Origin of the sequence: Pseudomonas sp. KUIN-1 (assembly GCF_009176725.1) — a bacterium.
Taxonomy (GTDB): domain Bacteria; phylum Pseudomonadota; class Gammaproteobacteria; order Pseudomonadales; family Pseudomonadaceae; genus Aquipseudomonas; species Aquipseudomonas fragariae.
Genome location: NZ_AP020337.1, coordinates 2,761,084 through 2,787,950, shown reverse-complemented (window position 1 = coordinate 2,787,950; position 26,867 = coordinate 2,761,084). Strand labels below are relative to the sequence as shown.

Genomic DNA, 26,867 nt, shown 5'->3' with positions numbered 1-26,867 from the left:
GGAAATGACCATGACTTCGACCTCATTCGCAACCATAGAGCTGATCAACGACCCACGTGGCTTTGCCACGCTGTGGCTGAATCGACCGGACAAGAACAACGCCTTCAACGCGCAGATGATCCGCGAGCTGATTATCGCCCTGGACCAGGTACAAGGCGATACCAGCCTGCGTTTTCTGCTGTTGCGTGGCCGTGGCCGGCATTTCAGTGCCGGTGCCGACCTGGCGTGGATGCAGCAGGCAGCAGACCTGGATTACAACACCAATCTGGACGACGCCCGCGAACTGGCGGAGCTGATGTACAGCCTCGCCAGGCTGAAAATACCGACGCTCGCCGTCGTCCAGGGCGCAGCTTTCGGCGGTGCGCTGGGCCTGATCAGTTGCTGTGACATGGCCATTGCAGCGGTGGATGCGCAGTTCTGCCTGTCCGAAGTGCGCATCGGCCTGGCGCCGGCCGTTATCAGTCCATTCGTGGTACAGGCCATCGGCGAACGCGCTGCGCGACGTTACACCCTGACGGCCGAGCGCTTCGATGGCCAGCGGGCGCAGCAGATCGGTCTGGTCGCCGAGTGCTACCCGGCTGCAGAACTGCAAGATCGAACGCTGCAATGGGTCGACAACCTGTTGCTCAACAGCCCGCAGGCCATGCGAGTCAGCAAGGAGCTGCTGCGCGAAGTCGGCAGCGGTATGCTGACCCCCGCGCTGCGTCGCTACTGCGAAAGCGCAATCGCGCGTATCCGCACCAGTGCCGAAGGCCAGGAAGGCCTGCGCGCGTTTTTGCAGAAACGCACACCTGGCTGGCAGTCCGTCAAGGATCAACCGCCTGGCAATCCCGTTCCAGCAGCCTCGACAGCCCGGCACGAACCTCAGAAGGACTCGCAATCATGAGCATGCCCGAGCTGACCACGCTGTTGATTGCCAACCGCGGCGAGATCGCCTGCCGCATCATGCGCACGGCGAAAAACATGGGCCTTACCACGGTCGCCGTGCACAGCGCCATCGACCGTGACGCACGGCATAGCCGAGAGGCCGACCTCTGCGTGGACCTTGGCGGCAGCAAGGCCGCAAACAGTTATCTGGCGATCGACAGGCTTATCGAAGCCGCCCGGGCGAGTGGCGCGCACGCGATCCATCCCGGCTACGGTTTTCTGTCTGAAAACGCCGATTTTGCGCGTGCCGTCGAAGACGCCGGGCTGACTTTCCTCGGCCCCCCCGCCTCGGCCATCGATGCAATGGGCAGCAAATCCGCCGCCAAGGCCTTGATGGAGCAGGCAGGCGTGCCGTTGGTGCCGGGCTATCACGGTGAAGCACAGGACGTCGAGACGTTCCGCGCCGCTGCCGAGCGTATCGGCTACCCGGTGCTGTTGAAAGCCACCGCTGGCGGCGGCGGCAAAGGCATGAAAGTGGTCGAGCATACGGGCGAACTGGCCGAAGCGCTGGCTTCGGCGCAACGCGAGGCGCTGTCCTCGTTCGGTGACGCGAGGATGCTGGTGGAGAAGTACGTGCTCACCCCGCGCCATGTCGAAATCCAGGTGTTTGCCGACCGGCATGGCCACTGCCTGTACCTCAATGAGCGCGATTGCTCCATTCAGCGCCGACACCAGAAGGTCGTCGAGGAAGCACCGGCGCCCGGCCTGACGGCCTCATTGCGCAAGGCCATGGGCGAAGCCGCGGTGAAAGCCGCACAAGCCATCGGCTACGTCGGTGCGGGTACGGTGGAGTTCCTGCTGGACGCACGCGGCGAGTTTTTCTTCATGGAAATGAATACCCGCCTGCAGGTGGAGCATCCGGTCACCGAGTACATCACGGGTCTGGACCTGGTGGAATGGCAGATCCGTGTCGCCAGAGGCGAATCGCTGCCCATCACCCAGGAGCAGGTGCCCCTGACCGGCCACGCCATCGAGGTCCGTCTGTACGCCGAAGACCCGGTCAACGACTTTCTTCCGGCCACCGGCACGCTGGAGCTCTACAGAGAGCCTGCGCCCGGCCCCGGCAGGCGGGTGGACAGCGGCGTTGCCGAGGGCGACAGCATTTCGCCCTTCTACGACCCGATGCTCGGCAAGCTGATTGCCTGGGGCGAAGACCGCGAGCAAGCCCGCCTGCGCCTGCTGGCCATGCTCGATGAATTTGCAGTGGGCGGAGTCAGGACCAACCTGGCGTTTCTGCGCAGGATCATCGCGCATCCAGCGTTCGCCGCCGCGCAGCTTGATACCGGCTTCATTCCCCGCCATCAGGCGCAACTGCTGCCGCACACCAATGAGCCGGACGAGACATTCTGGCAGGCCGCTGCCGAGGCCTTCAGCCAGAGCGAACCGGCACGCATCGATCAAGCCGATCCGTATTCGCCCTGGGCAGTCAGCAGCGGCTTTCGCGCCGGCCTGCCTGCGCAGACGGATCTGCGACTGAGCTGCAACGGTCTAACCCGCAACACCTGCCTGCGCAACAGCAGCCCCTCGTTATTCACTCTGAGTGGCGAGCATTTGCAGGTCGAGCACAACGGTGTGCGCCAACGACACCTGGCGATACGAAGCGGCAATACGCTGTATCTCGAATGGCAAGGCGAGGTGCAAACCGTCACCCGCCTGGACGCCATCGCCCAGGCAGACGTCGGTGAGGGTCAGCATGCAGGCCTGACAGCACCGATGAATGGCAGCATCGTACGGGTATTGGTTGAAGTGGGTCAGGCTGTCGAGCCTGGCGCGCAACTGGTGGTGCTGGAAGCCATGAAGATGGAACACAGCATCCGCGCCGCCAGCGCCGGAGTGATTACCGCGCTCTACTGCCACGAGGGAGAGATGGTCAACGAAGGCGCGGTGCTGGTGGAGCTGGACTGACGCTCGTCAACCGCCACACATGAAAACGCCCTGAACAGTCAGGGCGTTTTCGTGCAGCAACTTCCTTGCAAAAAAGAGACGCCTAGTAGTAGGCGTTTTCTTTCTGCGTATGGTCGGTAACATCGCGAACGCCCGACAACTCGGGAATACGCTCAAGCAACGTGCGCTCGATACCTTCCTTCAGCGTGACATCGGCCTGGCCACAACCCTGGCAACCACCGCCGAACTGCAGCACGGCGATGTTCTTCGTCTCTTCCTCGACCACATCGATCAGCGTGACCTGACCGCCATGGCTGGCGAGGCCCGGATTGATCTCGGTTTGCAGGTAGTAATTGATGCGCTCGTTGATCGGGCTGTCGGCATTGACCATCGGCACTTTGGCGTTCGGTGCCTTGATAGTCAGCTGCCCGCCCATCCGGTCGGTGGCGTAGTCGACCACTGCATCATCGAGAAAGGCCTCGCTGAAGCCGTCGATCCAGGCCGTAAAGCTCTTCAGGCCGATGGCCTTGTCTTCCGGTTTTTCTTCACCCGGCTTGCAGTAGGCAATGCAGGTTTCGGCGTACTGAGTGCCGGGCTGGGTGATAAATACGCGGATGCCAATGCCCGGGGTATTCTGCTTTTCCAGCAGATCGGCCAGATAATCGTGGGCGGCATCGGTAATAGTGATAGCGGTCATGAAAATTCCTCGCAGACGTGCGTGCAGTTTACGCCAATCGGCCGCTTCACACAAAGTCCCAGTATTTTTGTCAGGTTAATGCCTGCGCCTGACTGACCGCCCTGCGCGCATCCAGCCAGGCTTTCATCCGGCGGTACAGGCCTTTCTCGATCCACTCATAACTGACCCAGGCACCGATGGCGATGATCGGCACGCAGAAGGCGAAGACCACATAGGGATTGAGGCCAAAGCGCTGCGCCATCAGCAAGCCGCCGTACAGCACCAGAACGTGCAGCAGGTACACCGAATACGAGCAGTCACCCAGCACCTTTAGCAAGCGATTGCCTTGAAAATAAGGCTCCAGCGAAATGCACGACAGCACGATCAAGGCACTCGGCAGGCCCCAGTTGAGCAGGCGCTGTTCGTTGCTCAGGTTATTGATCGCATACAGCCCGACCGCTATGCCTGCCAGCGGCAGCCATAGCGCCTGTTTGATCCAGCCCCGGCGATAGAGAATGCCGATACCGATACCCAACAGGAATTCGTAAATGATGTCGTTGCCATAGAAGCGGCTGATCAGCCCGGCGCGGGCCAGAACCTCACTGACCGCAAACAGCGCTGCGGCAATGATCAACGGCCGGTGGCGCTGTTGAAAGAGGAATACCATCGAAAACAGCAGGTAGAAGAACATCTCGTAGTTCAGCGTCCAGCCAACGTTGAGTGTCGGGTAGAGACCATAGCCCCCGGGATTCTCGGAAGGAATGAACACCAGTGACAAGAGGAAATTCTGCCAGCCGATCACCTGGTGCGGGAGCATCGGTGCTGCAATCAGCAGTAGCAACCCCATGGCGGCGGTGTATAGCCAATAGGCCGGAACGATGCGAATCAGGCGATGCAGAATGAAGCGCCGTGCCGGCATGTCGCTGTTCTGCGTCGACAAAAAGATCACCAGACCGCTGATGACGAAGAAGATATCGACGCCGACCGCGCCCTTTGACACAAAGAACTGCCCTACCGGGCCGCTGGCCTTGAAATCGAAAAAAATCTGCATGAAGTGATGGCACACCACGACCCACGCTGCGAACGCCCGTAGGGCCTGAACTGAAATCAACATCACGAAAAACCTCTACTTCCTGACTTTCAATCATGAGCCGCTGAATAAACCGGCCTATGACGCGCACCATTTCGGACCACTTTTTTGAAAAAAAGATCGCGCAAGATACATTTCGTTCAGGAAGTAAAGATGGCCGCAGGCCATGTTGCACAAGGGCCTGCGGCGTGAAGCCCCCGTTTTTCAGAGGTTCTCGTAGCGATTCATGTCCAGCACACCCGCTTCGCGCGGTTCAGTTTCCTGAACGTAGCGATTCAGATCGTGGAAGTAGCTCCAGAACAGCGGGTGAGTACGACGGATGCCCCAACGCTGGACGATCTGCTCGAAACTCGCCTGATCCTTGCTCTGCTGCATGGCATCGACAAAGGCCGGCACCTGTGCGACCGGAATATTGAAGATGAAATTCGGGTAACTGCTGAGCACGCCCGGGTAAACAGTCAACGTGTCCAGGCCCGGAATATAGCGGTACGACTCGCCCAGCAGAAACGCGACATTACTGTGCGCGCGGTTGCGCAGCATGCTGTAGATCACGCGTTTGCCATTGCTGCCCTCGATGCGCAGCATGCTCGCTTCCGGCAACTGATCGATGACCTTCAGACCCGCCGCAGGACGCGACGTCAATCGGCTCAGCGCCTGTTCTGCCTGAGCGAAGCTGCTGTCGAGGCCAGGCCGCGAGCAATACGCCCCGGTGCAGCGGTTGATCGGGTCAGGCGCGGCATTCAAGGTACCGAAGCGCTCGATCAGCCTGGACGCAAAGTCACGCTGAGCGGCCTTTTCATCGAGCTTGATGCCCGTCGGCGTATCGTCGTCGATCTTCTGGTAATCCAGCCACATCTTGATTTTGCCGCCCTCCTGATAAAGATCACTGAGCATGTCTTCACGCAGGTCGGCAGGCATCAGGCGCAGGAAGTTGATCTCGGCGCCGTTGCGGATCAAATCGAAATACAGCCGCGTCTGGGCCTGATGTGCAACATTGCCATAGACGTCGAAGTTCACCGCCAGCTGGTAATAGGTACGCTCCAGCAACGGGTAATCGAACAGCCACATGGAGTGCGGCACGTCACCAATCAGCCCTTTATTGACCGACGCACTGTCGAAATGGCGGAAAACGGTCAGCAAGGCATTGTCATTGCCTGCCCACAGCGTGCTCCAGCCCGGCGCAGGCATTTTCGCGTAACTGTCGCGGCGCAGGTCTTCATACTCATTGCGTCGGTCGCGGTAGGACAGCCACAGGCTCAGCACGCTGCCCACGTCATCGTTCTGCCCCGGCATGGCCAGCAAGGGCGTGGCCTCCCCGCGGTACGTCGCATCGGTGATGTAACGATCGTGCGACGGGTCCTGAAACAGCACCCAGAACTGATCGCGAATCACGTCTGTGGCGATCTGCCCGCGACAGACCGGCCCGCGAATGAACGTGCGGACGAAATATTCGGCGTTGTCGAGCATGAATTGATAACGCGCCGCTGCCGGAATGGCTTCGAAGGTCAGAAACGGATTGGCACGATGGCCAGGGCCGTAACCCGGCAATGCGCTGACTTTCCAGTCGGCCCCGTAGAACAACTGCCTGACCCGCGCCAGCTTCTGCGGGCTCATGGCGTAGGTAATGTGGGTCTTGTGAACGATCACTCCTTGCACGGGGATTAGCCGGTAATAGAAGTCGCTGCCCGGATCGTCGTCGGGACGACGGGGCGCGATCAGGTCCACAGGTTTACCGCTCGGAGTTCGCGAGCGCACCCACTGGAAGAAGTGCCCCGCCTCACCGCCTTCGAAATAGATGTGCGCCAGGAACAGGTGCTCGAACAGCCAGCGACCGACCAGCGCCTGATTCGCCCCAGGTTCGTTGAACTGCGCCTCCCAGGCATTGATCTGCGCCGCCTCGGTGACACTCGGGGTAATGGCCTGCTGCTCGACCGGCGCACCGGCGGCCAGCCAGCGCTGCAGGGTCTGGTATTCGGCATCGGTCAGGCCGGCGACCGCCAGCGGCATGCCCTGCTGCGTGTGGGCAGCCGCATAAGCATTGAATTCGCCGGGCAGTGGGCAGACGTTTTCGCGATTGATGCCCAGCGCGATGTCATCCGGAATCTTGCTGTTGGCTGGCAAGGGTGCGCTGCGCCCCAGGTCAAGCATGCGCGTCATCAATGCCGCCTGGCTGCCCTGCGCTTCCAATACTGAGTAGAACCCCTTGTCGCGCCACGCGTCGGTGTCACGCGCATCATAAAACAGACGCGTCGGCGCAACCGCCTCGCTGCGTTCGCCCTGATAGACCGAGACTTTGCTGGCGCCGCGGGTCACACCTTCGCCACTGCCCAGATTCAGCTGGCAGGGAGCGTCATTGCAGGCGTGGCAGGCAACGCACTTTTCGGTGAGGATCGGCTGGATGTCCTTTACATAGGAAATCGCCGGGGATGCCGGTGTGACGGGGGGTACAGGAGTCTGGGCCTGGACAGCACAGCAGATAAAAAGCAAGGCGACGCTTGCCAACAAACGGTGCTGCATATGCCATGGGCTCTGATATTAAAATGGCACGATTCTACAAGGGCACCACCCACTCCAACATGAATGATTTTCATGCAAAAGGCGCAACACCACCAAAACCGTTCCGGTTTGCTATCATCCCGTTCTTTAAAGAATCGACCTTCTCAAGGTAGCCCCCATGTCTGACCGCAGCGCCCGCCATCAAGCCTTTCTCACTGCTCTGAAACAGAGGATCCTGATCCTCGATGGCGGCATGGGCACCATGATCCAGAGCTACAGGCTCGAAGAACAGGATTATCGCGGCAAACGTTTCGCCGACTGGCCCAGTGATGTCAAAGGCAACAACGACCTGTTGATCCTGACCCGCCCTGACGTGATCGGCGCCATTGAGAAGGCTTATCTGGATGCCGGCGCCGACATCCTTGAAACCAACACATTCAACGCCACCCAGGTGTCCCAGGCCGATTACGGCATGGAATCGATCGTCTACGAGCTGAACGTCGAAGGCGCACGCCTGGCGCGCAAGGTCGCAGACGCCAAGACACTGGAAACCCCGGACAAGCCGCGTTTCGTGGCCGGCGTGCTGGGCCCCACCAGTCGCACCTGCTCGCTGTCGCCGGACGTCAATAACCCCGGCTATCGCAATGTGACCTTTGACGAACTGGTCGAGAACTACACCGAAGCGACCAAGGGGCTGATCGAAGGCGGTGCCGACCTGATCCTAATCGAGACCATTTTCGACACGCTCAACGCCAAGGCGGCGATCTTTGCCGTACAGGGTGTATTCGAAGAAGTCGGCTTTGAGCTGCCGATCATGATTTCCGGGACCATCACCGACGCATCCGGGCGCACCCTGTCCGGCCAGACCACCGAAGCGTTCTGGAACTCGATCAGCCATGCAAAACCTATCTCGGTCGGCCTGAACTGCGCACTGGGCGCCAGCGAACTGCGTCCTTACCTGCAAGAGCTGGCCAATAAAGCCAACACCCATGTCTCCGCGCACCCCAACGCCGGCTTGCCGAATGCATTTGGCGAATACGACGAACTGCCGAGCCAGACGGCGAAGATCATCGAAGAATTCGCCCAGAGCGGCTTCCTGAACATCGTCGGCGGCTGCTGCGGTACGACACCGGCGCACATCAAGGCGATCGCCGAGGCGGTTTCGGGTTACGCGCCGCGGGAAATTCCGGACATCCCCAAGGCCTGCCGCCTGTCGGGCCTCGAACCGTTCACCATCGATCGCCAGTCGCTGTTCGTCAACGTCGGCGAGCGTACCAATATCACTGGCTCCGCCCGCTTCGCCCGCCTGATCCGTGAAGACAATTACACCGAAGCCCTCGAAGTCGCCCTGCAGCAGGTCGAAGCCGGCGCTCAGGTGATCGATATCAACATGGACGAAGGGATGCTCGACTCGAAGAAGGCCATGGTGACCTTCCTCAACCTGATCGCAGGCGAGCCGGACATCTCCCGCGTACCGATCATGATCGACTCCTCGAAATGGGAAGTGATCGAGGCCGGCCTCAAGTGCATCCAGGGCAAGGGCATCGTCAACTCCATCAGCATGAAGGAAGGCGTCGAGCAGTTCATTCATCACGCCCGCCTGTGCAAGCGCTATGGCGCGGCGGTGGTGGTCATGGCCTTCGATGAACTGGGTCAGGCCGACACCGAAGCGCGCAAGAAGGAAATCTGCAAGCGCTCCTACGACATTCTGGTCGACGAAGTGGGCTTCCCGCCGGAAGACATCATCTTCGACCCGAACATCTTCGCCATCGCCACCGGTATCGAAGAACACAACAACTATGCCGTGGACTTCATCAACGCCTGCGCCTACATCCGTGACGAGCTGCCGTATGCGCTGACCTCGGGTGGCGTGTCCAACGTATCTTTCTCGTTCCGCGGCAACAACCCGGTACGCGAGGCGATCCACTCGGTGTTCCTGCTGCATGCGATCCGTAATGGCCTGAGCATGGGCATCGTCAACGCCGGGCAGCTGGAAATCTACGACCAGATCCCCGCCGAACTGCGCGACTGTGTCGAAGACGTGGTGCTCAACCGCAACCCCGAGGGCACCGATGCACTGCTGGCGATTGCCGACAAGTTCAAGGGGGATGGCAGCGTCAAGGAAGCCGAAACCGAAGAATGGCGCAGCTGGCCGGTCAATCAGCGTCTGGAACACGCGCTGGTCAAGGGTATTACCACCCATATCGTGCAGGACACCGAAGAGTCGCGCGTGGGGTTCGCGCGGCCTATCGAAGTGATCGAAGGCCCGCTGATGGCGGGCATGAACGTGGTCGGCGACCTGTTTGGTGCAGGCAAGATGTTCCTGCCCCAGGTGGTCAAGTCCGCGCGCGTGATGAAACAGGCCGTGGCGCACCTGATTCCGTTCATCGAGCTGGAAAAGGGCGACAAGCCCGAAGCCAAGGGCAAGATCCTGATGGCGACGGTCAAGGGCGACGTGCATGACATCGGCAAGAACATCGTCGGCGTGGTACTGGGCTGTAACGGCTACGACATCGTCGATCTGGGCGTAATGGTGCCTGCCGAGAAAATCCTGCAAGTGGCCCGCGACGAGAAATGCGACATCATCGGCCTCTCCGGCCTGATCACGCCGTCACTGGACGAAATGGTGCATGTTGCCCGGGAAATGCAGCGCCAGGACTTCCACCTGCCGCTGATGATCGGCGGCGCGACCACCTCCAAGGCGCACACGGCGGTGAAGATCGAACCCAAATACAGCAATGATGCCGTGATCTACGTCACCGATGCTTCCCGAGCAGTCGGCGTCGCGACCCAGTTACTGTCGAAAGAGCTGAAGCCGGCCTTCATTGAAAAGACCCGCCTGGAATATGTCGAAGTACGCGAACGCACCTCGGCACGCAGCGCGCGTACCGAGCGCCTGAGTTACGGCGCTGCAGTGGCTAAAAAGCCGCAGTTCGACTGGGAAAACTACACCCCGGCCCAACCGACGTTCACCGGCACCCGGGTCCTGCAGGATATCGACCTGAACGTGCTGGCCGAGTACATCGACTGGACGCCGTTCTTCATTTCCTGGGACCTGGCTGGCAAGTACCCGCGCATCCTCACCGACGAAGTGGTCGGTGAAGCGGCCACCGCACTGTACGCCGACGCCACGCAGATGCTGCGCAAGCTGATCGACGAGAAGCTGATCAGCGCCCGCGCGGTCTTCGGCTTCTGGCCAGCCAATCAGGTCAATGACGACGATCTGGAAGTCTATGACGATGACGGCAAGCCGTTGGCGAAGCTGCATCACCTGCGCCAGCAGACCATCAAGCCCGACGGCAAGCCGAACTTCTCGCTGGCCGACTTCGTTGCACCAAAGGACAGTGGCCTGACCGACTACATCGGCGGGTTCATCACCACAGCCGGCATCGGCGCCGAGGAAGTCGCCAAGGCTTATCAGGACAAAGGCGACGACTACAACTCGATCATGGTCAAGGCGCTTGCCGACCGTCTCGCCGAAGCCTGCGCCGAATGGCTGCACCAGCAGGTGCGCAAGGAATACTGGGGTTATGCGCAGGACGAAGCGCTGGACAACGAAGCGCTGATCAAGGAGCAATACATGGGCATCCGCCCGGCGCCGGGCTACCCGGCGTGCCCCGATCACACGGAAAAGGGCACCCTGTTCGCCCTGCTCGATCCGCTACCGGAAGGCAGCGCCGAGCACACGGCAGGCAAGAGCGGCGTGTTCCTGACCGAGCACTACGCGATGTTCCCGGCTGCAGCGGTCAGCGGCTGGTATTTCGCCCATCCCCAGGCGCAGTACTTCGCCGTGGGCAAGATCGACAAGGATCAGGTCGAAAGCTACACCGCTCGCAAGGGTCAGGACCTGAGCGTCACCGAACGCTGGCTGGCACCGAACCTGGGCTACGACGAGTAACGCCTGACCGGTCATCTGCCGCCTGAGTGATCAGGCGGCAACATGCCTTTCAGCGAAAATGGCGACGCATCGCCAGAAGCCTCCACATTGAATGCCTGGATATCGAACCGGTAACGTTCTTTGCTGGCTGCATCCAGAAAACGTTGCGCATCCTGCGGCTCGACGACGTGAACCACATCGATGATGCGTGCGCCGATCTGTTGCCGGGCCTGGCGTTGGGCCGTGTCATAGCGGTGCAAGAGAATGATCGCCCATCCGCCCAGGGTGAAATGCCCTGACGCCACCACGCTCAGACTGCCATTGAGCTGAGCCTGCAGTGAAAGTGACGTGCCGTTGATGGCGCTGAACAACACGTCCTGCCCCGGCTTGCCGCCCTGCTCACGCAATGCCTCCATTGCACCAAACGCCATCTGCTCGTTGGCAGCCCACACCAGGCGTGCCTGCGGGTAGCGCTTGAACAGCACGCGAGCCTGCTCGAGCGCGCGATCGCGTCGCCAGCCACCCAGCGCAATCTGCCGTAGATGCACCTCTGGATGCTCCGACAGGGCACGCAACATGCCTTTTTCACGCAGCAGGGAAACCGGCGTGGTGTTGGTCCCGGAAAACGCCAGCATGTCGATGACCTGACCATCCGCGCCAGGCGCCGCGAGACTGATAAGCCGTTTTGCCGTCAGATAACCGCCCTCCTCATCGTTACCCACCAGGCTGCCGATGAAGTCCGGATAACGCGATGGCAGGTCACCGAGAATCCGAATCTGGTCCGCGTTCAGCGTACTGTTGACGGCAAACAGCTTTACCCCACTGCCCACGGACATACGCAGCACTTCAGGGGCGATATTCAGCTCGTTGGAGAACAACAGGTAATCCGGGCGCTCGTCCCCTTGCAGCGTCGCTCGCGCCAGATCGAGCAACCTGCGAGTGTCGCGCTCGGTATAGAGTATTTTCAGCGACATGCCGGTGGTGTCGGCAGCCGTCTGCATGACCCGGGAGTAACTCAGCCAATAACCGTCTGATTCTGCGCCGGGGCTCAGAAATACCACCGAGGCAGCCTGTGTCGCCCCGACCCACAGACAACTGCACAGTACCAGCCAGCCAGCATATAACGCCTTCATATCAACGAACCTTAAAGCAGCAGGGATTTATCGCCAAAAGCGAGTTATCGGCTGCGGCAGCAAGGTTCTGCAGACTTTCGGCAGATTCTTTATCAGCCGGTCACTGGCTGCTGGCCCAGAACATCGCGGCGCCTACTGCCAGAATGACAATGAATAAAATGGCCCAGGTATCGACGGATCTGCCCGGCTTGGTTACTTTCGGGTGCTTGCTCATCGCATCGCCTCTTGTCGGTCTTGTGGGTGATTGCACATGAATGGGAGTATCCCGACACCTGTTCAGCATCGGTCAATATGCAGTTAAGTCGAGTCTTGCCCACACGGCAAGCAGGGATATGAACAGTGGTCTTTTTGCTTATCGCTTTTAGTGATTTGCATATATATAAACATCACTTTTATCGATAACTGCAAACTGCTATCGTCGCCTTCGCTCCCCGGGGAGTGCGCGGCCGTGCGCGCAGAATTGACCAGATGAAGCAGGAAACATCGAGCAGCGGGCTTTTTTCAGACTGACGCCACTGCCCTGCTTCATGACGAAGCCTGAGAACAGGACCTATATGTACGTATACGACGATTACGATCAGAAGATCATCGAGGACCGCGTCAAGCAGTTCCGGGATCAGACCCGACGCTACCTGGTCGGGGAACTGAGCGAAGAAGAGTTTCGACCGTTGCGCCTGCAAAACGGTCTTTATGTTCAGCGCTTCGCGCCAATGTTGCGCGTCGCCGTGCCCTATGGTCAGCTGACCTCGCGTCAGGCGCGCATGATGGCGAAAATTGCGCGCGACTACGATAAAGGCTACGCGCACATCAGCACCCGCCAGAACGTACAGTTCAACTGGCCTGCGCTTGAAGATGTTCCCGATATTCTCGCTGAACTGGCAACCGTGCAAATGCACGCTATCCAGACCAGCGGCAACTGCCTGCGCAACGTCACCACCGACCAGTTTGCCGGTGTGGCGGCGGACGAACTGGTAGACCCGCGCCCATGGTGCGAGATCGTCCGTCAATGGACCACGTTCCACCCTGAATTCGCTTACCTGCCGCGCAAGTTCAAGATCGCGATCAATGGCTCGACCAGTGACCGCGCAGCCATCGAAGTGCATGACATCGGCCTCGAGCCATTGCGCAACGAAGCCGGCGAGCTGGGCTTCCGCGTTCTGGTCGGTGGCGGTCTTGGCCGTACACCGGTCGTCGGTGCCTTCATCAACGAGTTTCTGCCGTGGCAGGACCTGCTGAGCTACCTCGACGCCATCCTGCGGGTCTACAACCGCTATGGCCGTCGCGACAACAAGTACAAGGCGCGCATCAAGATTCTGGTCAAGGCGCTGACCCCTGAAGTGTTTGCCGCCAAGGTCGAGGCTGAAATGGCTCACCTGCGTGGCGGTCAGACCACCCTGACCGAAGCCGAAGTGCAGCGCGTGTCCCGGCACTTCGTCGACCCGCAATACAAGGCGCTCAGCGATCAGCACGCCGAACTGGCAGCGCTGGATGCTCAACACCCCGGCTTCGCTCGCTGGCGTCAACGCAATGTGCTGGCGCACAAGAAGCCTGGCTACATTGCCGTGACCCTGTCGCTCAAGCCAACCGGCGTCGCTCCTGGCGATGTGACCGACAAGCAACTGGACGCCATCGCCGACCTGGCCGATCGCTACAGCTTCGGTCAACTGCGCACCTCCCACGAGCAGAACATCATCCTTGCCGATGTCGAGCAGAGAGAGCTGTTCACCCTGTGGAACGAGCTGCGCGACAATGGTTTCGCCACGCCGAACATCGGCCTTCTGACCGACATCATCTGCTGCCCGGGCGGTGACTTCTGCTCGCTGGCCAATGCCAAGTCGATCCCGATCGCCGAATCCATTCAGCGTCGTTTCGACGATCTGGACTACCTGTTCGATATCGGCGAGCTGGACCTTAATATCTCCGGCTGCATGAATGCCTGCGGCCACCACCATGTCGGCCATATCGGCGTGCTGGGCGTGGACAAGAAAGGTGAGGAGTTCTATCAGGTCTCGCTCGGCGGCAGCGCCAGCCGTGATGCGAGCCTGGGCAAGATTCTCGGCCCCTCCTTTGCCCAGGAGGCGATGCCGGACGTGATCGAGAAGCTGATCGACGTCTACGTTGAAAAACGTACCGAAGACGAGCGCTTCATCGACACCTACCAACGTATTGGCATTGACCCTTTCAAGGAGCGCGTCTATGCAGCGAATCATTAAGAACAACGAAGTCATCGATGAAACCTGGCATCTGCTGCCCAAGGACACGACCTTTGACAGCCTGTCGAACTGCGACGACCTGATCGTGCCGCTGGCGCTGTGGCGCGAACACGCGCACGCGCTGAAGGCACGCGATGGCGGTCTGGGTGTGTGGCTGGACAGCGATGAGGAAGCCGAGGAAATCGGCGAGGATGTCGACCAGTTTCAGGTCATCGCTCTGAATTTTCCGGCCTTCACTGATGGTCGCAGCTTCTCGAATGCGCGCCTGTTGCGCGATCGTTATGGCTACAAGGGTGAATTGCGTGCCATCGGCGACGTGTTGCGCGATCAGTTGTTCTACATGCACCGTTGTGGCTTCGACGCATTTGCGGTGCGTGCCGACAAGGATCCGTACGAGGCACTGGAAGGTCTGAAGGACTTCTCGGTCACCTACCAGGCCGCGACCGACGAGCCGCTGCCGCTGTTCCGACGCCGCTGATTCAGGCATCCCGGGATTTGGCTAAAGGCACGGCTCGGGAACTGATGACTATCGTTCCCATGCTCCGCGTGGGAATGCAGTTCGTGACGCTCTGCGTCACACAGCGGTTCAGTAACACTCAGCTGACTTGGGGTTCGACTCAAGTCAGCTTTTCACCTACACCTACTACCAGAACCGCTGCTGGGTCAAACGTCCCCACCACTTGGTGGCCAGTTGATCCGCTGAGGTGGCTGCCGCCATGCCCATGCGCTCTTGCAGGCTCTTGCGCTGCACGTAGTGCAGGTGGAACACGTCTGCATTCCTGGCCCGCTCGGCCAGGTACTCGTCACTGGTCTTGAGTTCATCGACCAGCAGCTTGTCGACCGCCGCCATGCCCAGCCATACCTCGCCCGTCGCCACTTCGTCGATGGACAATTGCGGGCGGTAGCTGGCAACGAAGTTCTTGAACAGGTCGTGGGTGATGTCCAGGTCCTGCTGGAATTTCTCGCGGCCCTTTTCGGTGTTTTCGCCAAACACGGTCAGGGTGCGCTTGTATTCACCTGCGGTCAGCACTTCGAAATCGATGTCGTGCTTTTTCAACAGGCGATTGACGTTGGGCAGCTGTGCCACCACGCCAATGGATCCGAGGATGGCGAACGGTGCGCTGATGATCTTGTTGCCGATGCACGCCATCATGTAACCACCACTGGCAGCGACCTTGTCGATGCATACGGTCAGCGGGATACCCGCCTGACGAATACGCGCCAGTTGCGAAGACGCCAGGCCGTAGCTGTGAACCATGCCGCCGCCGCTTTCCAGACGCAGCACCACTTCATCCTTGTCGGTGGCCAGGGTCAGCAGCGCGGTGATTTCATGGCGCATGCTTTCAGTGGCCGAGGCCTTGATGTCCCCGTCGAAATCCAGCACGTAGACACGAGCCTTGGGCTCGGCGTGCTTTTTCTCTTTCTTCAGTGCCTTGCCCTGCTCTTTGCGCAGCGTCTTGAGGTGCTCCTTGTCGAGCAATGACTGCTCAAGCCGTTCGCGCAGGCCCTTATAGAAATCATTGAGCCGGGTGACCTGCAATTGTCCGGACGACTTGCGACGGCCCTTGCCACGCATGGACGCAATGGCAACCAGTACCACAACGATGGCGATCACCAGCGTCACGGTCTTGGCCAGAAAACTTGCGTAATCGACAACGAAATCCACGAATATCCCTCATGAGTGTCAGGCCCTTACCAATCAAGGGCTGTGCTGAATGCAGCATACCGACGCCCTTTGCCGCGCACCAGTCAATGACCCGTTACAAACCATTAAAACGATGATTTCAAACGAGCGTATGTTTTTTCATTGACAGTCCCCCGGCATCCCTCATAACCTCGGTGAACCTTCGGCGTACCGAGAAGAAACGGACGTGGGCAGCATCTACCTGATACGACATGGCCAGGCCTCATTTGGTGCCGACAATTACGACGTGCTGTCGCCCGTGGGGATTCGTCAGTCTCAAGTGCTGGGTGCCCACCTTGCCAAGCAGGGGCTGAGCTTTGATCGCTGCGTGTCCGGTGAGCTCATGCGCCAGAAAGACACCGCCCGGCATGTACTGGGTCAGTACAGCGAAGCAGGCCTCGATACGCCTGAGGTGCAACTGGACAGCGCTTTCGATGAATTCGATGCCGAAGGCGTGATCAGGGCATTGATACCGGCCATGCTCGAAGACGAACCGCAAGCGCTGGATATACTGCGCGATGCAGCGGCAAATCCTGCAGGGTTCCAGCGCCTGTTCAACCTGATTACCGGGCGCTGGCTGAGCGGCAACCACGATACGCCGGGGCTGCAAAGCTGGCAGGCGTTCGTGGCGCGCGTCGAGGCAGGCCTGAAGCGGATTCTCCAGGCTGCCGGCCCGCATGAGCGGATCGCGGTATTCACCTCCGGCGGCACCATTACCGCGCTGCTGCATCTGATTACCGGAATGCCTGCATCAAAGGCACTGGAGCTTCACTGGCACATCGTCAATACGTCGTTGCACCAGCTTAAATTCAAAGGCACCGACGTGACCCTGGCTTCCTTCAACGGTTACACACATTTGCAACTGCTGAAGGCGCCGGAGCTCATCACCTATCGTTGAGCCCGGCCAATCGCGTCCTGTCGGACGCTGGCACTTACTCTAAAAGGATCACCACATGACCTCAGTAGCAGACGCCGTACAGACCATGAAAAACAAGTTCAACCCAGCTGCTGCTGCCGGTCTGGACCTGGTCTTCGGCTTCAACATCACCGACGAAGACAAGCACTACGCACTGATCGTCAAGGACAGCACCTGCGAACTGCAGGAAGGCGAAAACCCGGACGCCAACGTGACGCTGGTCATGGACAGCCAGACCCTCAAGGGTATCGTCAGCGGCGAGACCGATGGCATGCAGGCGTTCATGGGTGGCAAGCTGCGTGCCGAAGGCGACATGATGCTGGCCATGAAGCTCAGCGAACTGTTCCCGGTATAAACCTGCCGCACACGGCAGACTGCACTACCTGAAAACCGAAGCCCTGCCGGCTTCGGTTTTTTTATGCGCACCTTTGTATAAAAAAGCGATCAGAGCCACTGATTGCCCGGCAACACGCTAGCCTATAAAGCCGTCCTGCGCTTGATCGCGGATTGGACGATCATTAGATTAGTCAATAGTTTGCGCTGACCATAATAAGCAAAAGGGATACGTATGGCACTGACTGACCAGTCCACCGAGATTCGCAGCGGCGAAGAACTGGACGCCTCCCTGATCGACGCGTACCTGAAGGCGCACGTGCCGGAGCTTCACGGCACGCCGACGATCAGTCAGTTTCCGGGCGGCGCATCGAACCTGACCTACCTGCTTCAGTACCCTGAGCGGGAACTGGTACTGCGTCGTCCACCCTTCGGACACAAGGCGCGTTCGGCCCATGACATGGGCCGCGAGTACCGCATTCTCAATCAGCTCAAGGAAGCCTTTCCCTACTGCCCGGAGGCTTATCTGCACTGCACGGACGAGTCACTGATCGGCTCGGAGTTCTACGTGATGCAGCGCGTCAAGGGGATCATTCTGCGCTCTGACCTGCCGCCGGAACTGGCGCTGGATGCAACACAGACCGAACAGCTGTGCAAAAACTTCATCGACAAAATGGTAGACCTGCATCGTGTCGATTATCAGGCCTGTGGTCTGGGTGACCTCGGCAAGCCGCAGGGCTACGTACAGCGGCAGATTTCCGGTTGGTCCGAGCGCTACGAGAAAGCGCTGACCCCGGACGCTCCGGCGTGGGAGCAGGTCAAGCGCTGGCTGGCAGACAAAATGCCTGCCGACTCGCCGACCTCGAGCATCGTGCATAACGACTACCGTTTCGACAATGTGATCCTCGACCCGGCCAACCCGATGCACATCATCGGCGTACTGGACTGGGAGTTGACCACGCTCGGCGATCCGCTCATGGACCTGGGCAACACCCTCGCCTACTGGATACAGGCCGACGATCCAGCCACGGTGCAACTGATGCGCCGCCAGCCAAGCAATGCGCCGGGAATGCTGACCCGCCAGGCTTTTGTCGACTATTACGCCGAGCGCGCAGGCGTGCGCATAGACAATTTCGATTTCTACTACACCTATGGCCTGTTCCGTCTGGCCGGTATCGTGCAACAGATCTACTACCGGTTTTTTCACGGCCAGACCCAGGACAAACGCTTTGCCCAATTCATTCACATGAACAGGCTGCTGGAGCAGATGAGCCTGCGCGTGATCGAAAAAACCAGCCTCTGACCGCCAGCGGCAAGACAAGGAAATGATATGTCCAGAACCCAGCTATTCGACCTTGATGGCAAGGTTGCATTCGTTTCAGGTGCCAGCCGAGGCATCGGTGAAGCCATTGCTCGGCTGCTGGCCCAGCAAGGCGCGCACGTTATCGTCTCGAGTCGCCGGCTCGAGGGTTGCCAGGCAGTGGCGGACGCCATCGTCAGCGAGGGTGGCAAGGCAACAGCCATTGCCTGCCACATCGGTGAGTTGGAACAGATAAACAGTGCATTCGCGCAGATTCGCCAACAGTTCGGGCGCCTGGATGTCCTGGTCAACAACGCCGCCACCAACCCGCAGTTCTGCAACGTGCTGGACACCGATCCCGGCGCCTTCCAGAAGACAGTCGACGTCAACATTCGCGGCTACTTTTTCATGTCCGTGGAAGCCGGCAAGCTGATGCGCGAAAGCGGTAGCGGCAGCATCATCAACGTGGCGTCCATCAACGCGGTATCGCCGGGTGCCTATCAAGGCGTCTATTCGATGACCAAGGCAGCCGTGGTCAACATGACCAAGGTGTTTGCCAAGGAGTGCGCTGAATTCGGTATTCGCTGCAACGCCCTGCTTCCCGGCTTGACTGACACCAGGTTCGCATCCGCATTGGTCAAGAACGACGCAATCCTCAATGTGGCGCTGTCCCAGATCCCGCTGAAACGCGTGGCCGCTCCCAGCGAGATGGCCGGCGCGGTGCTTTACCTGGCCAGTGAAGCCTCCAGCTATACCACCGGTGTGGCGCTGAACGTCGACGGGGGCTTTTTATCCTGAAGAACCGCCGGACTGGCAAAAAGAAGGTGAATTAATTTTCCATTATTAAAATATATGGAATATATTTTCCGCATAACAACAATCCTGTCTGGAGAATGTCATGCGCGAATCACTTTCCACATCGCCTGCGCAACTGGGTATCGGACTGATCGGCACCGGCTTCATGGGCCGTGCCCATGCGTTGGCGTTCGGCAACGCCAACGCTGCGCTTGATCTGCCCGCACGCATCCGGCTCTGCGCGCTGGCGGACGCCGACAGTGCACGCGCCGAGCAATGCGCAAGCGCCTGGGGGTTCGACCGCAGCCACGCTGACTGGCAGCAATTGATCGATGATCCGCACGTACAGATCGTGGCCATTACCACCCCCAATCACCTGCACTTCCCCATGGCCATGGCTGCCATCGCCGCAGGCAAGGCGGTGTATTGCGAAAAACCGCTGGCCGTGAATCTCGCCGAGGCCGATGAAATGCGCCGCAGCGCCAAGGCTGCGGGTGTCGTTACCCAGGTGGGCTACAACTACCAGCACAACCCGATGATCGGACTCGCCAGGGAAATGATCGAAGCCGGCGAACTGGGCGAAATCGTCAGCTTTCAGGGCGAGTTCAGCGAGGATTTCATGGGCGATCCGGCGTCACCCTGGTCGTGGCGCTGTGAAGCGGCGCATGCCGGCGGTGCACTGGCCGATCTGGGCAGCCACTTGCTGGCGATGGCTCGTCATTTGCTGGGCGACATCGAAGCAGTCTGCGCCGATGCCAGCACCGTACACCGTGAACGCCCGGCGAGCATCGGCAGCCAGCAACTGCGCGCCATTGCGGTGGACGACCAGACCCACGCGCTGCTGCGCTTTGCCAACGGTGCGCGCGGAACCTTCAGCAGCAGCTGGCTCAAACACGGCTATAAAAACCACCTGAGTTTCGAGATCAGCGGCACCAAAGGCACGTTGGCGTTCGATCAGGAGCGGCTCAACGAGCTGCGCCTCTACCGTACAGGCGCAGCCGGACGCGATGGTTTTCAGCGACTGCTGGCCGGCCCCGCACAACCGGGTTACGCCGCATTCTGCCCGGCTCCCGGCCACCAGCTGGGCTACAACGAGCTCAAGGCGCTCGAAGTACAAGCGCTCATCCAGGCCGTCTGTGGTCAGCGCAGCCGTGGCCCGGACTTCGAGGAAGCGTGGCAAATCGAACGCCTGGCGACGGCCATTCGCGTGGCCGCAGCCGAGCAGCGCTGGGTCGCGCTCACCGACATCTGACTTCCTGCAAACGTTGTACAAAGGGTATAATGCGCCACGTTCGGGCAGTCATTCTGCCCCTTTGCCGCCCTCGCCATAAGCCCTCTGCCACCATGCCCTTTGAACTCAGCGTCGACCTGACCACCCTCGCCATTCTTGCCGTGGTTGCCTTCATAGCGGGATTCATAGACGCCATCGCCGGCGGCGGCGGACTGCTGACCACTCCTGCGCTGATGACCGCTGGCCTGCCGCCGCATCTGGTGCTGGGCACCAACAAGCTCAGTTCGACCTTTGGTTCAGCGACGGCCAGTTTCACCTTCTACCGTCGCAAGCTGTTTGATCCACGCCAATGGCTGCATGCAGTGGTCGGCACCGCCGTCGGCGCTGCACTGGGTGCGGTGATCGCTCATTACCTGCCAGCCGAGTGGCTGAACCAGATGTTGCCGGTGATTGTGTTCGGTTGCGGGCTGTACTTGTTGTTTGGCGGCACGCCCAAGGCGCCCCTGGACAGCAACGCGCCGATCAGGAAGAAATGGCAGTTGCCACAGGGGCTGGGCCTAGGCTTCTACGACGGTGTTGCCGGTCCGGGCACCGGTGCCTTCTGGACCGTCAGCACCCTGCTGCTCTATCCAGTAGACCTGGTCAAGGCCAGCGGCGTCGCACGCAGCATGAACTTCGTCAGCAATGCCGTGGCATTGTCGGTGTTCATCTTCTCGGGCCAGGTGGATTACATCATCGGCCTGAGCATGGGCCTTGCGGTAATGCTCGGTGCCTACTTCGGTGCAGGCACCGCGATCAAGGGCGGAGCCAAATTCATCCGCCCGGTGTTCATCACTGTGGTGCTGGGCCTGACCGTACGCCTAGCCTGGCAGCACTGGTTCGGGGGCGCCTGACCGCTCGGCCAGATACGCCTCGATAAGGTAACGGGCAATCGACCGATTGGCCGGTAACGGCGGCAGGTCATCGACATGAAACCAGCGTGCGTCTTCGATTTCTTCTGCCTGGGGCACGATTTCGCCGCTTTCGTATTCGGCATGAAACCCGAGCATCATCGAGTGCGGGAACGGCCAGCACTGGCTGCCCCGGTACTTGAGGTTCTTGATGCGCACCTGCACCTCTTCCATCACCTCGCGGTGTACGCAGTCTTCAGCAGACTCACCCGGCTCCACGAACCCGGCCAGTGCGCTGTACATGCCGGTGACAAACCGCGGTGAGCGGGCCAGCAGGATTTCATCGCCGCGGGTAACCAGCACAATCATGCTCGGCGAAATACGCGGGTACAGCCGCAGGTTGTCATGTTCGCAGAACATCGCCCGCTCTCCGCGAATCTGCACCGTCGCACGACCGCAGGCACCGCAGAAACGGTGTTCCCTGGCCCATGTGCTGACCTGCGCGGCGTAGCCGAGCATCTGGAAGACAGCGAAATCGCCTTCCAGCATGAACTGACGCAAGCCTTGCCAGGCGCAGCCCTCAACGGCAACCGAGCGCTCAAGCACCAGCAAGTAGACAGGCTCACCCTCGAAATAACCGATGCCGTGCTCGCTCTGCACCGGCAGGTCCTGCCCGGCTAACCAGCCCCTGGGGAACATCACCCCATTGGCGTCCAGCAAAAAACCCTGATCCCCCTGAACCACAGCCAAACCGCCAGGGGCCTCGACATCCAGAACTGCAGTTGTCCAACGCTCCGGGCGCGACATTAGAAACTCCTTCGCTCAAACTCGAGCCTTGTCATGTATCAATTATCAAAGACTGGCTTGTACTTGCTCATCTGCGCAGCCATCGCCAGCTTCAGGTCAGGTGATTGCAGCATGGCTGCGTTCCAGATGGCAACGTGTTCGAGACCGTCTGCCACTCTGTGATCACGCATGTAGCTGATCATTTGCTTGGTGCCTTCGATGGCGATGGGCGATTTTCCGGCTATTTCCCGAGCCACCGCCAGGACACCCTGCAACAGACCGTCCGCGTCATCGAAGGTGCGATTGACCAGCCCGATGCGTTGCGCCTCTTCAGCGCCGACGGTACGCCCGGTGTAGGCCAGTTCGCGCAACACACCATCACCGATGATCCTTGGCAGCCGTTGCAGCGTGCCGACATCAGCGGCCATGCCCATGTCGATCTCGCGAATGGCGAACTGCGCGTCGGCGGCCGCGTAACGCATGTCACACGCAGAAATCAGGTCGATGGCACCGCCCAGGCAATAGCCGTGAATGGCAGCGAGAACCGGTTTCCGGCAATTGTCCACGGCAGTGAACGAAGCCTGCATGTCACGGATCTTGCGCCGCAACAGGCGGGCATTACGCCCGGCATCCTTGCCCATCTGGCTGGCGACCGAGGCCAGCAGCGCCAGATCGATGCCTGACGAAAAATGCTTGCCTGCCCCGCTGAGAATCACGACGCGCACCTCGTCGGTACGCTCTATCCAGTCGAAAATGGCGATTATCTCCGTCCAGAACGACTCGTTCATTGCGTTGAGTTTTTCGGGCCGGTTGATTTGTACGTGAGCAATGCTGTCGGCCAGATCGACCCGGAAACTTTGATAATCGGTCACGACGTGATCCTCAGGCAGGTTGGGTGTTCAGGCGCAGGACTATAACAACTGCAACAGGCACACCGGAACCGGACTGAAGTGACATTTGCCGGACGCGAAAATCACCCGCCCGGCTATATTCGATATCGCTGTCCCCCTCAAATAGGGGGAACGGTCGCATCAGGCGAAGGTCCAGTAATCAGTAGCAACAAAACCTGTACGGTTATCAGAGGGCGATACTTGAATACGTCAAAAGCGGCAACCGGCATTGAGGGCCTGGACGACATCCTTGCAGGGGGTCTTTCACGCAGTCATGTGTTTCTTCTCGAGGGAGAACCCGGAACCGGCAAGACAACCGTGGCCCTGCAATTTCTGCAGGCCGGAGCGGCAGCGGGCGAAATATCCCTTTACATCACCCTGTCCGAGACTGAAAGCGAGTTGCGCTCGGGTGCCGCCTCGCACGGCTGGGAACTCGACGAACATATCAATATCTTCGAACTGACGCCGCCCGAAAGCCTGCTCGATGCCGATCATCACCAGAGTCTGCTCTACTCCTCGGACCTGGAGCTGGGTGAGGCGACGCGGCAGATATTCGAGGTGGTCGAGCGCGTCAAACCCACTCGCGTGGTGATCGACAGCCTCTCGGAAATCCGTCTTCTGGCGCAGAGTTCGCTGCGTTACAGACGGCAGATCCTGGCTATCAAGCATTATTTCACCCGCTACAACGCGACGGTGCTGCTGCTTGATGACCTGACCACCGAGGCGCTGGACAAGACTGTGCACAGTGTCGCCCACGGCGTTATTCGCCTTGAGGCACTGACACCTACTTACGGTGCCGAGCGCAGGCGCCTGAAAATCGTCAAGTATCGTGGCCAGAAGTATCGCGGCGGTTTTCACGACTTCACCATTGCCGAGAACGGTATTCTCGTCTTTCCACGCCTGGTGGCGGCGGAACACCGCTCCAACTACTCGCGCTCCCAATTGAGCAGCGGCATCCCGGAATTGGACAATCTGCTGGGCGGCGGCATCGAAGGCGGCTCCAGCACCTTGATTCTCGGCCCGGCCGGGACCGGGAAATCGCTCATCTCGCTGGTTTTCGCCGTGCAGGCGGTCGCACGCGGCGAGCGTGTTGGCCTGTTCATATTCGATGAGGAAATGGGCCTGCTGTTTGAGCGCATGCTCAAACTGGGGATCGACCTGCGTGCGCTGCAGGAAACCGGCAATCTGGTGATCGAACAGATCGACGCCGCAGAGTTGTCCCCTGGTGAATTTGCACACCGCGTAAGACGCGCGGTGGATAAAAAGCAGATAAAGACCGTTGTCATCGACAGCATCAACGGCTATCAGGCTGCGATGCCGGAAGAAAGCGCGCTGGTTCTGCACATGCACGAGCTGCTGCTCTACCTCAACCGCCAGGGCGCCTCGACCTTCATGACCGTTGCGCAGCACGGACTGGTGGGCGATATGCGCTCGCCGGTGGACATTACCTACCTTGCCGACAGCGTGATTCTGTTGCGCTACTTCGAAGCATTGGGCCAGGTACGCCGAGCGATATCGATCATCAAGAAGCGTACCGGTACTCACGAGTCCACTATCCGCGAGTACCGCATCAGTTCCAACGGATTGAAAATCGGCGAACCATTGCAGGCCTTTCAGGGCGTACTGCGCGGTGTGCCGTCGTACATGGGTGACAAGAAACCGCTGCTTGAGGATGACGACCTTTGAGTACTCCAGGCCTGTCGTCAGAGCGCGCGATCATTCTCGCCCCACGCGGGCGGGACAGTCAGATCGCTCTGCGCATTCTCGACGAAGCGGGTTACCCGGCAACGGTAGCCCGTGATGTGTCCGAGCTGGTCAGAGAGTTGGGTATGGGGGCCGGCCTGGCGATCATCGCTGACGAGGCACTGCGCAACGCAGATATGACCCCGTTGCTCGAACTCCTCGGTCGCCAGCCGCCCTGGTCGGACTTGCCTATCGTCTTGCTGACCCATCACGGCGGACCGGATCACACCCCGCCTGCGCGCACGGGCAGCCTGCTGGGTAACGTGACCTTTCTCGAACGCCCTTTCCATCCGGTGACGCTGGTCAGCCTGGTGATGACGGCAGTGCGCGGTCGAAGACGTCAGTATGAAGCCCGGGCACGCATGGAGGACCTGCACGAAAGCGAAGGCCGCCTGCAGAATGCACTGATGGCCGGCAGGCTGGGCTCATGGGTACTGGAGGCGGAAGACCTCAAGCTGACCTGCTCGAACATCACCAAAAGTCACTACGGCCGCGACGAGCAGAACACGCTCGACTACGACGACTGGCTGGCCGCCGTTTATTTCGAAGACCAGCCCAGAATGCAATCGGCGTTGCAGCGCAGCCTGGACACCGGTGTCGACCTGATCATCGAGTACCGTAATGTCTGGCCGGACGGTTCGCTCAACTGGGTGGATGTACGCGCCCGCGCCACTCGCAGCAAGAACGGCATGGTCGGCTCACTGGCGGGCGTGACGTCTGACATCACCGAGCGCAAGCAGGCCGAGTCGCAATTGCGTCGTCTCAACGAAACACTTGAGCAACAGGTTGAAGAGCGAACCTCGCAGCTGCGTCACAAAGAGGAGATTCTCCGCCAGTCACAGAAAATGGAAGCGGTCGGCCAGTTGACCGGCGGGATTGCCCATGACTTCAACAACATGCTGACCGGGATCATCGGCAGTCTGGAATTGATAAGGCGGCGGCTGGCACGTGGGCGCACTGAGGACCTGAACAGCCTTATTGACCTGGGTGTGACGTCGGCAAACCGCGCTGCCGCCCTGACCCATCGCCTGCTGGCCTTCTCACGGCGTCAGTCGCTGGACTCCAAGCCGGTCGAGATGAATCATCTGGTCAATGCCATGGACGAACTGCTGCAGCGCAGCGTCAACGAGAGCATTCACCTGCAGTTGCGTCTGGCACACGATCTTTGGACCGCAGAAGCCGACCCCAACCAACTGGAGAGTGCCCTGCTCAACCTGGTGCTCAACGCCCGCGACGCCATGCCTGACGGTGGTACGCTGGTGGTCGAGACCTTCAATCAGCAACTGGACAGATCCTTCACCAATGCCCATGAGAACCTGTTGCCGGGTGACTATGTCGTACTGAGCGTCAGCGACAATGGCTGTGGCATGCCTGAGACTGTCATCAGCCGCGCTTTCGACCCCTTCTTCACCACCAAACCCATCGGCCAGGGCACGGGCCTGGGTCTTTCGATGATTTACGGCTTCAGCAAACAATCGCATGGCCACGTCCTGATCAAGAGCGAGGTCGGCGTCGGCACTACCGTACAACTGTTTCTGCCGCGCTTTAGCGGGCTGGCGAACGAAACAGAGCAAAGCTTCCAGAGCAATGCGGTTTATGCCGAGAATGGCGAGACGGTGTTGATCGTCGAAGACGACCCCGCCGTGCGGGCACTGGTCAGTGAAGTGCTCGGCGAGCTGGGCTACACGTTTATCGAGGCTGGCGAAGCGACGGACGCCGTGCCGATCCTGGAATCCGGACGGCGCATCGATCTATTGATCAGCGATGTAGGCCTGCCAGGCATGAACGGCAGGCAGCTGGCGGAAATCGCCAGGCAACTGCGACCGGAACTCAAGGTGCTGTTCATCACCGGTTATGCAGAACATGCGGCGGTGCGCGGAGGTTTTCTGGACACAGGGATGCAATTGATCACCAAACCCTTTGCGTTCGATCACCTGACTTCAAAAGTACGGGAAATGATTGAAGCCTGAGCAATGCTCAGGCTTCAGGTAGCGCAGACTTGT

At 59.8% G+C, this 26,867-nt stretch carries 20 protein-coding genes; 13 read left to right on the top strand and 7 right to left on the bottom strand.

The genetic code is table 11. The features are described 5' to 3' along the window. The first annotated feature begins 10 nt into the window (after nucleotides 1-10). Entirely contained in the window at nucleotides 11-886 is an 876-nt protein-coding gene (locus tag KUIN1_RS12905; RefSeq protein WP_024651448.1) for a gamma-carboxygeranoyl-CoA hydratase, read from the top strand. Beyond that, complete coding sequence (locus tag KUIN1_RS12900; RefSeq protein ID WP_116886496.1) at nucleotides 883-2,832, top strand: acetyl/propionyl/methylcrotonyl-CoA carboxylase subunit alpha; 1,950 nt, start codon at nucleotides 883-885, stop codon at nucleotides 2,830-2,832. Before KUIN1_RS12905 ends, KUIN1_RS12900 begins: the two co-directional genes overlap by 4 nt. Before the next feature lie 82 nt (nucleotides 2,833-2,914). On the opposite strand, the gene nfuA is transcribed toward KUIN1_RS12900, so the two are convergent. The 3 genes from nfuA to KUIN1_RS12885 all read right to left on the bottom strand — a co-directional run bounded on the left by nfuA (nucleotide 2,915) and on the right by KUIN1_RS12885 (nucleotide 7,094). After that, nucleotides 2,915-3,508, bottom strand: coding sequence for a Fe-S biogenesis protein NfuA (nfuA, locus tag KUIN1_RS12895; protein WP_011267703.1), 594 nt, complete (start codon nucleotides 3,506-3,508; stop codon nucleotides 2,915-2,917). 70 nt (nucleotides 3,509-3,578) lie between these two features. After that, nucleotides 3,579-4,601 (bottom strand): acyltransferase family protein, encoded by a 1,023-nt coding sequence (locus tag KUIN1_RS12890; RefSeq protein WP_003402782.1) that lies wholly within the window; start codon nucleotides 4,599-4,601, stop codon nucleotides 3,579-3,581. 180 nt (nucleotides 4,602-4,781) lie between these two features. Next, nucleotides 4,782-7,094, bottom strand: a complete 2,313-nt coding sequence (locus KUIN1_RS12885) for a fatty acid cis/trans isomerase (RefSeq protein ID WP_116830545.1) — start codon at nucleotides 7,092-7,094, stop codon at nucleotides 4,782-4,784. Between the two features lie 157 nt (nucleotides 7,095-7,251). Between KUIN1_RS12885 and metH the strand changes: the two genes are divergently transcribed. Further along, on the top strand, nucleotides 7,252-10,971 hold the full coding sequence (gene metH / locus KUIN1_RS12880; protein ID WP_116886497.1) for a methionine synthase: 3,720 nt from the start codon (nucleotides 7,252-7,254) through the stop codon (nucleotides 10,969-10,971). An 11-nt stretch (nucleotides 10,972-10,982) separates the two neighbouring features. Here the strand turns inward: metH and KUIN1_RS12875 are convergent, their stop codons facing one another. Beyond that, nucleotides 10,983-12,083: an ABC transporter substrate-binding protein gene (locus tag KUIN1_RS12875; protein ID WP_103712866.1), complete on the bottom strand. Its 1,101-nt coding sequence runs from the start codon at nucleotides 12,081-12,083 to the stop codon at nucleotides 10,983-10,985. Between the two features lie 554 nt (nucleotides 12,084-12,637). Here KUIN1_RS12875 and KUIN1_RS12870 point away from each other — a divergent pair. Beyond that, nucleotides 12,638-14,296, top strand: a complete 1,659-nt coding sequence (locus tag KUIN1_RS12870) for a nitrite/sulfite reductase (protein ID WP_024638794.1) — start codon at nucleotides 12,638-12,640, stop codon at nucleotides 14,294-14,296. Next, nucleotides 14,280-14,774, top strand: coding sequence for a DUF934 domain-containing protein (locus KUIN1_RS12865; RefSeq protein ID WP_024641283.1), 495 nt, complete (start codon nucleotides 14,280-14,282; stop codon nucleotides 14,772-14,774). The genes KUIN1_RS12870 and KUIN1_RS12865 overlap by 17 nt, the downstream gene beginning before the upstream one ends. A 165-nt stretch (nucleotides 14,775-14,939) precedes the next feature. Here the strand turns inward: KUIN1_RS12865 and sohB are convergent, their stop codons facing one another. Then, the gene (sohB, locus tag KUIN1_RS12860) at nucleotides 14,940-15,962 is read right to left on the bottom strand and encodes a protease SohB (RefSeq protein ID WP_003402788.1); all 1,023 of its coding nucleotides are present in this window, start codon (nucleotides 15,960-15,962) and stop codon (nucleotides 14,940-14,942) included. A 205-nt stretch (nucleotides 15,963-16,167) separates the two neighbouring features. Here sohB and KUIN1_RS12850 point away from each other — a divergent pair, with 205 nt between their 5' ends. From KUIN1_RS12850 to KUIN1_RS12825, 6 genes are all read left to right on the top strand, one after another. Continuing rightward, on the top strand, nucleotides 16,168-16,878 hold the full coding sequence (locus KUIN1_RS12850) for a histidine phosphatase family protein (RefSeq protein ID WP_024651452.1): 711 nt from the start codon (nucleotides 16,168-16,170) through the stop codon (nucleotides 16,876-16,878). 55 nt (nucleotides 16,879-16,933) lie between these two features. Then, complete coding sequence (locus tag KUIN1_RS12845) at nucleotides 16,934-17,251, top strand: SCP2 sterol-binding domain-containing protein (protein WP_003348992.1); 318 nt, start codon at nucleotides 16,934-16,936, stop codon at nucleotides 17,249-17,251. A gap of 213 nt (nucleotides 17,252-17,464) precedes the next feature. Next, nucleotides 17,465-18,532, top strand: a complete 1,068-nt coding sequence (locus tag KUIN1_RS12840; protein WP_003402791.1) for a phosphotransferase family protein — start codon at nucleotides 17,465-17,467, stop codon at nucleotides 18,530-18,532. A 27-nt stretch (nucleotides 18,533-18,559) separates the two neighbouring features. Next, nucleotides 18,560-19,327: an SDR family oxidoreductase gene (locus KUIN1_RS12835; protein WP_024641970.1), complete on the top strand. Its 768-nt coding sequence runs from the start codon at nucleotides 18,560-18,562 to the stop codon at nucleotides 19,325-19,327. Nucleotides 19,328-19,427: 100 nt separating this feature from the next. Then, on the top strand, nucleotides 19,428-20,576 hold the full coding sequence (locus KUIN1_RS12830; RefSeq protein ID WP_003402795.1) for a Gfo/Idh/MocA family protein: 1,149 nt from the start codon (nucleotides 19,428-19,430) through the stop codon (nucleotides 20,574-20,576). A 92-nt stretch (nucleotides 20,577-20,668) separates the two neighbouring features. Beyond that, nucleotides 20,669-21,448, top strand: coding sequence for a TSUP family transporter (locus tag KUIN1_RS12825; RefSeq protein ID WP_003402798.1), 780 nt, complete (start codon nucleotides 20,669-20,671; stop codon nucleotides 21,446-21,448). Here KUIN1_RS12825 and nudC read toward each other — a convergent pair. After that, on the bottom strand, nucleotides 21,416-22,252 hold the full coding sequence (nudC, locus tag KUIN1_RS12820; RefSeq protein WP_024638799.1) for an NAD(+) diphosphatase: 837 nt from the start codon (nucleotides 22,250-22,252) through the stop codon (nucleotides 21,416-21,418). The two genes, KUIN1_RS12825 and nudC, sit on opposite strands and share 33 nt — an antisense overlap. 38 nt (nucleotides 22,253-22,290) lie before the next feature. Next, complete coding sequence (locus KUIN1_RS12815) at nucleotides 22,291-23,103, bottom strand: crotonase/enoyl-CoA hydratase family protein (protein WP_024641971.1); 813 nt, start codon at nucleotides 23,101-23,103, stop codon at nucleotides 22,291-22,293. Between the two features lie 219 nt (nucleotides 23,104-23,322). Here KUIN1_RS12815 and KUIN1_RS12810 point away from each other — a divergent pair, with 219 nt between their 5' ends. After that, the gene (locus KUIN1_RS12810; protein WP_116886498.1) at nucleotides 23,323-24,807 is read left to right on the top strand and encodes an ATPase domain-containing protein; all 1,485 of its coding nucleotides are present in this window, start codon (nucleotides 23,323-23,325) and stop codon (nucleotides 24,805-24,807) included. Beyond that, complete coding sequence (locus tag KUIN1_RS12805; protein WP_024641973.1) at nucleotides 24,804-26,834, top strand: hybrid sensor histidine kinase/response regulator; 2,031 nt, start codon at nucleotides 24,804-24,806, stop codon at nucleotides 26,832-26,834. The genes KUIN1_RS12810 and KUIN1_RS12805 overlap by 4 nt, the downstream gene beginning before the upstream one ends. Nucleotides 26,835-26,867: the final 33 nt, after the last annotated feature.

Bases quoted from the DNA above. Each gene is read 5' to 3' on its own strand.
- KUIN1_RS12905 (WP_024651448.1), top strand. From the start codon at position 11: ATGACTTCGACCTCATTCGCAACCATAGAGCTGATCAACGACCCACGT.
- KUIN1_RS12900 (WP_116886496.1), top strand. From the start codon at position 883: ATGAGCATGCCCGAGCTGACCACGCTGTTGATTGCCAACCGCGGCGAG.
- nfuA (WP_011267703.1), bottom strand. From the start codon at position 3,508: ATGACCGCTATCACTATTACCGATGCCGCCCACGATTATCTGGCCGAT.
- KUIN1_RS12890 (WP_003402782.1), bottom strand. From the start codon at position 4,601: ATGTTGATTTCAGTTCAGGCCCTACGGGCGTTCGCAGCGTGGGTCGTG.
- KUIN1_RS12885 (WP_116830545.1), bottom strand. From the start codon at position 7,094: ATGCAGCACCGTTTGTTGGCAAGCGTCGCCTTGCTTTTTATCTGCTGT.
- metH (WP_116886497.1), top strand. From the start codon at position 7,252: ATGTCTGACCGCAGCGCCCGCCATCAAGCCTTTCTCACTGCTCTGAAA.
- KUIN1_RS12875 (WP_103712866.1), bottom strand. From the start codon at position 12,083: ATGAAGGCGTTATATGCTGGCTGGCTGGTACTGTGCAGTTGTCTGTGG.
- KUIN1_RS12870 (WP_024638794.1), top strand. From the start codon at position 12,638: ATGTACGTATACGACGATTACGATCAGAAGATCATCGAGGACCGCGTC.
- KUIN1_RS12865 (WP_024641283.1), top strand. From the start codon at position 14,280: ATGCAGCGAATCATTAAGAACAACGAAGTCATCGATGAAACCTGGCAT.
- KUIN1_RS12845 (WP_003348992.1), top strand. From the start codon at position 16,934: ATGACCTCAGTAGCAGACGCCGTACAGACCATGAAAAACAAGTTCAAC.
- KUIN1_RS12840 (WP_003402791.1), top strand. From the start codon at position 17,465: ATGGCACTGACTGACCAGTCCACCGAGATTCGCAGCGGCGAAGAACTG.
- KUIN1_RS12835 (WP_024641970.1), top strand. From the start codon at position 18,560: ATGTCCAGAACCCAGCTATTCGACCTTGATGGCAAGGTTGCATTCGTT.
- KUIN1_RS12830 (WP_003402795.1), top strand. From the start codon at position 19,428: ATGCGCGAATCACTTTCCACATCGCCTGCGCAACTGGGTATCGGACTG.
- KUIN1_RS12825 (WP_003402798.1), top strand. From the start codon at position 20,669: ATGCCCTTTGAACTCAGCGTCGACCTGACCACCCTCGCCATTCTTGCC.
- nudC (WP_024638799.1), bottom strand. From the start codon at position 22,252: ATGTCGCGCCCGGAGCGTTGGACAACTGCAGTTCTGGATGTCGAGGCC.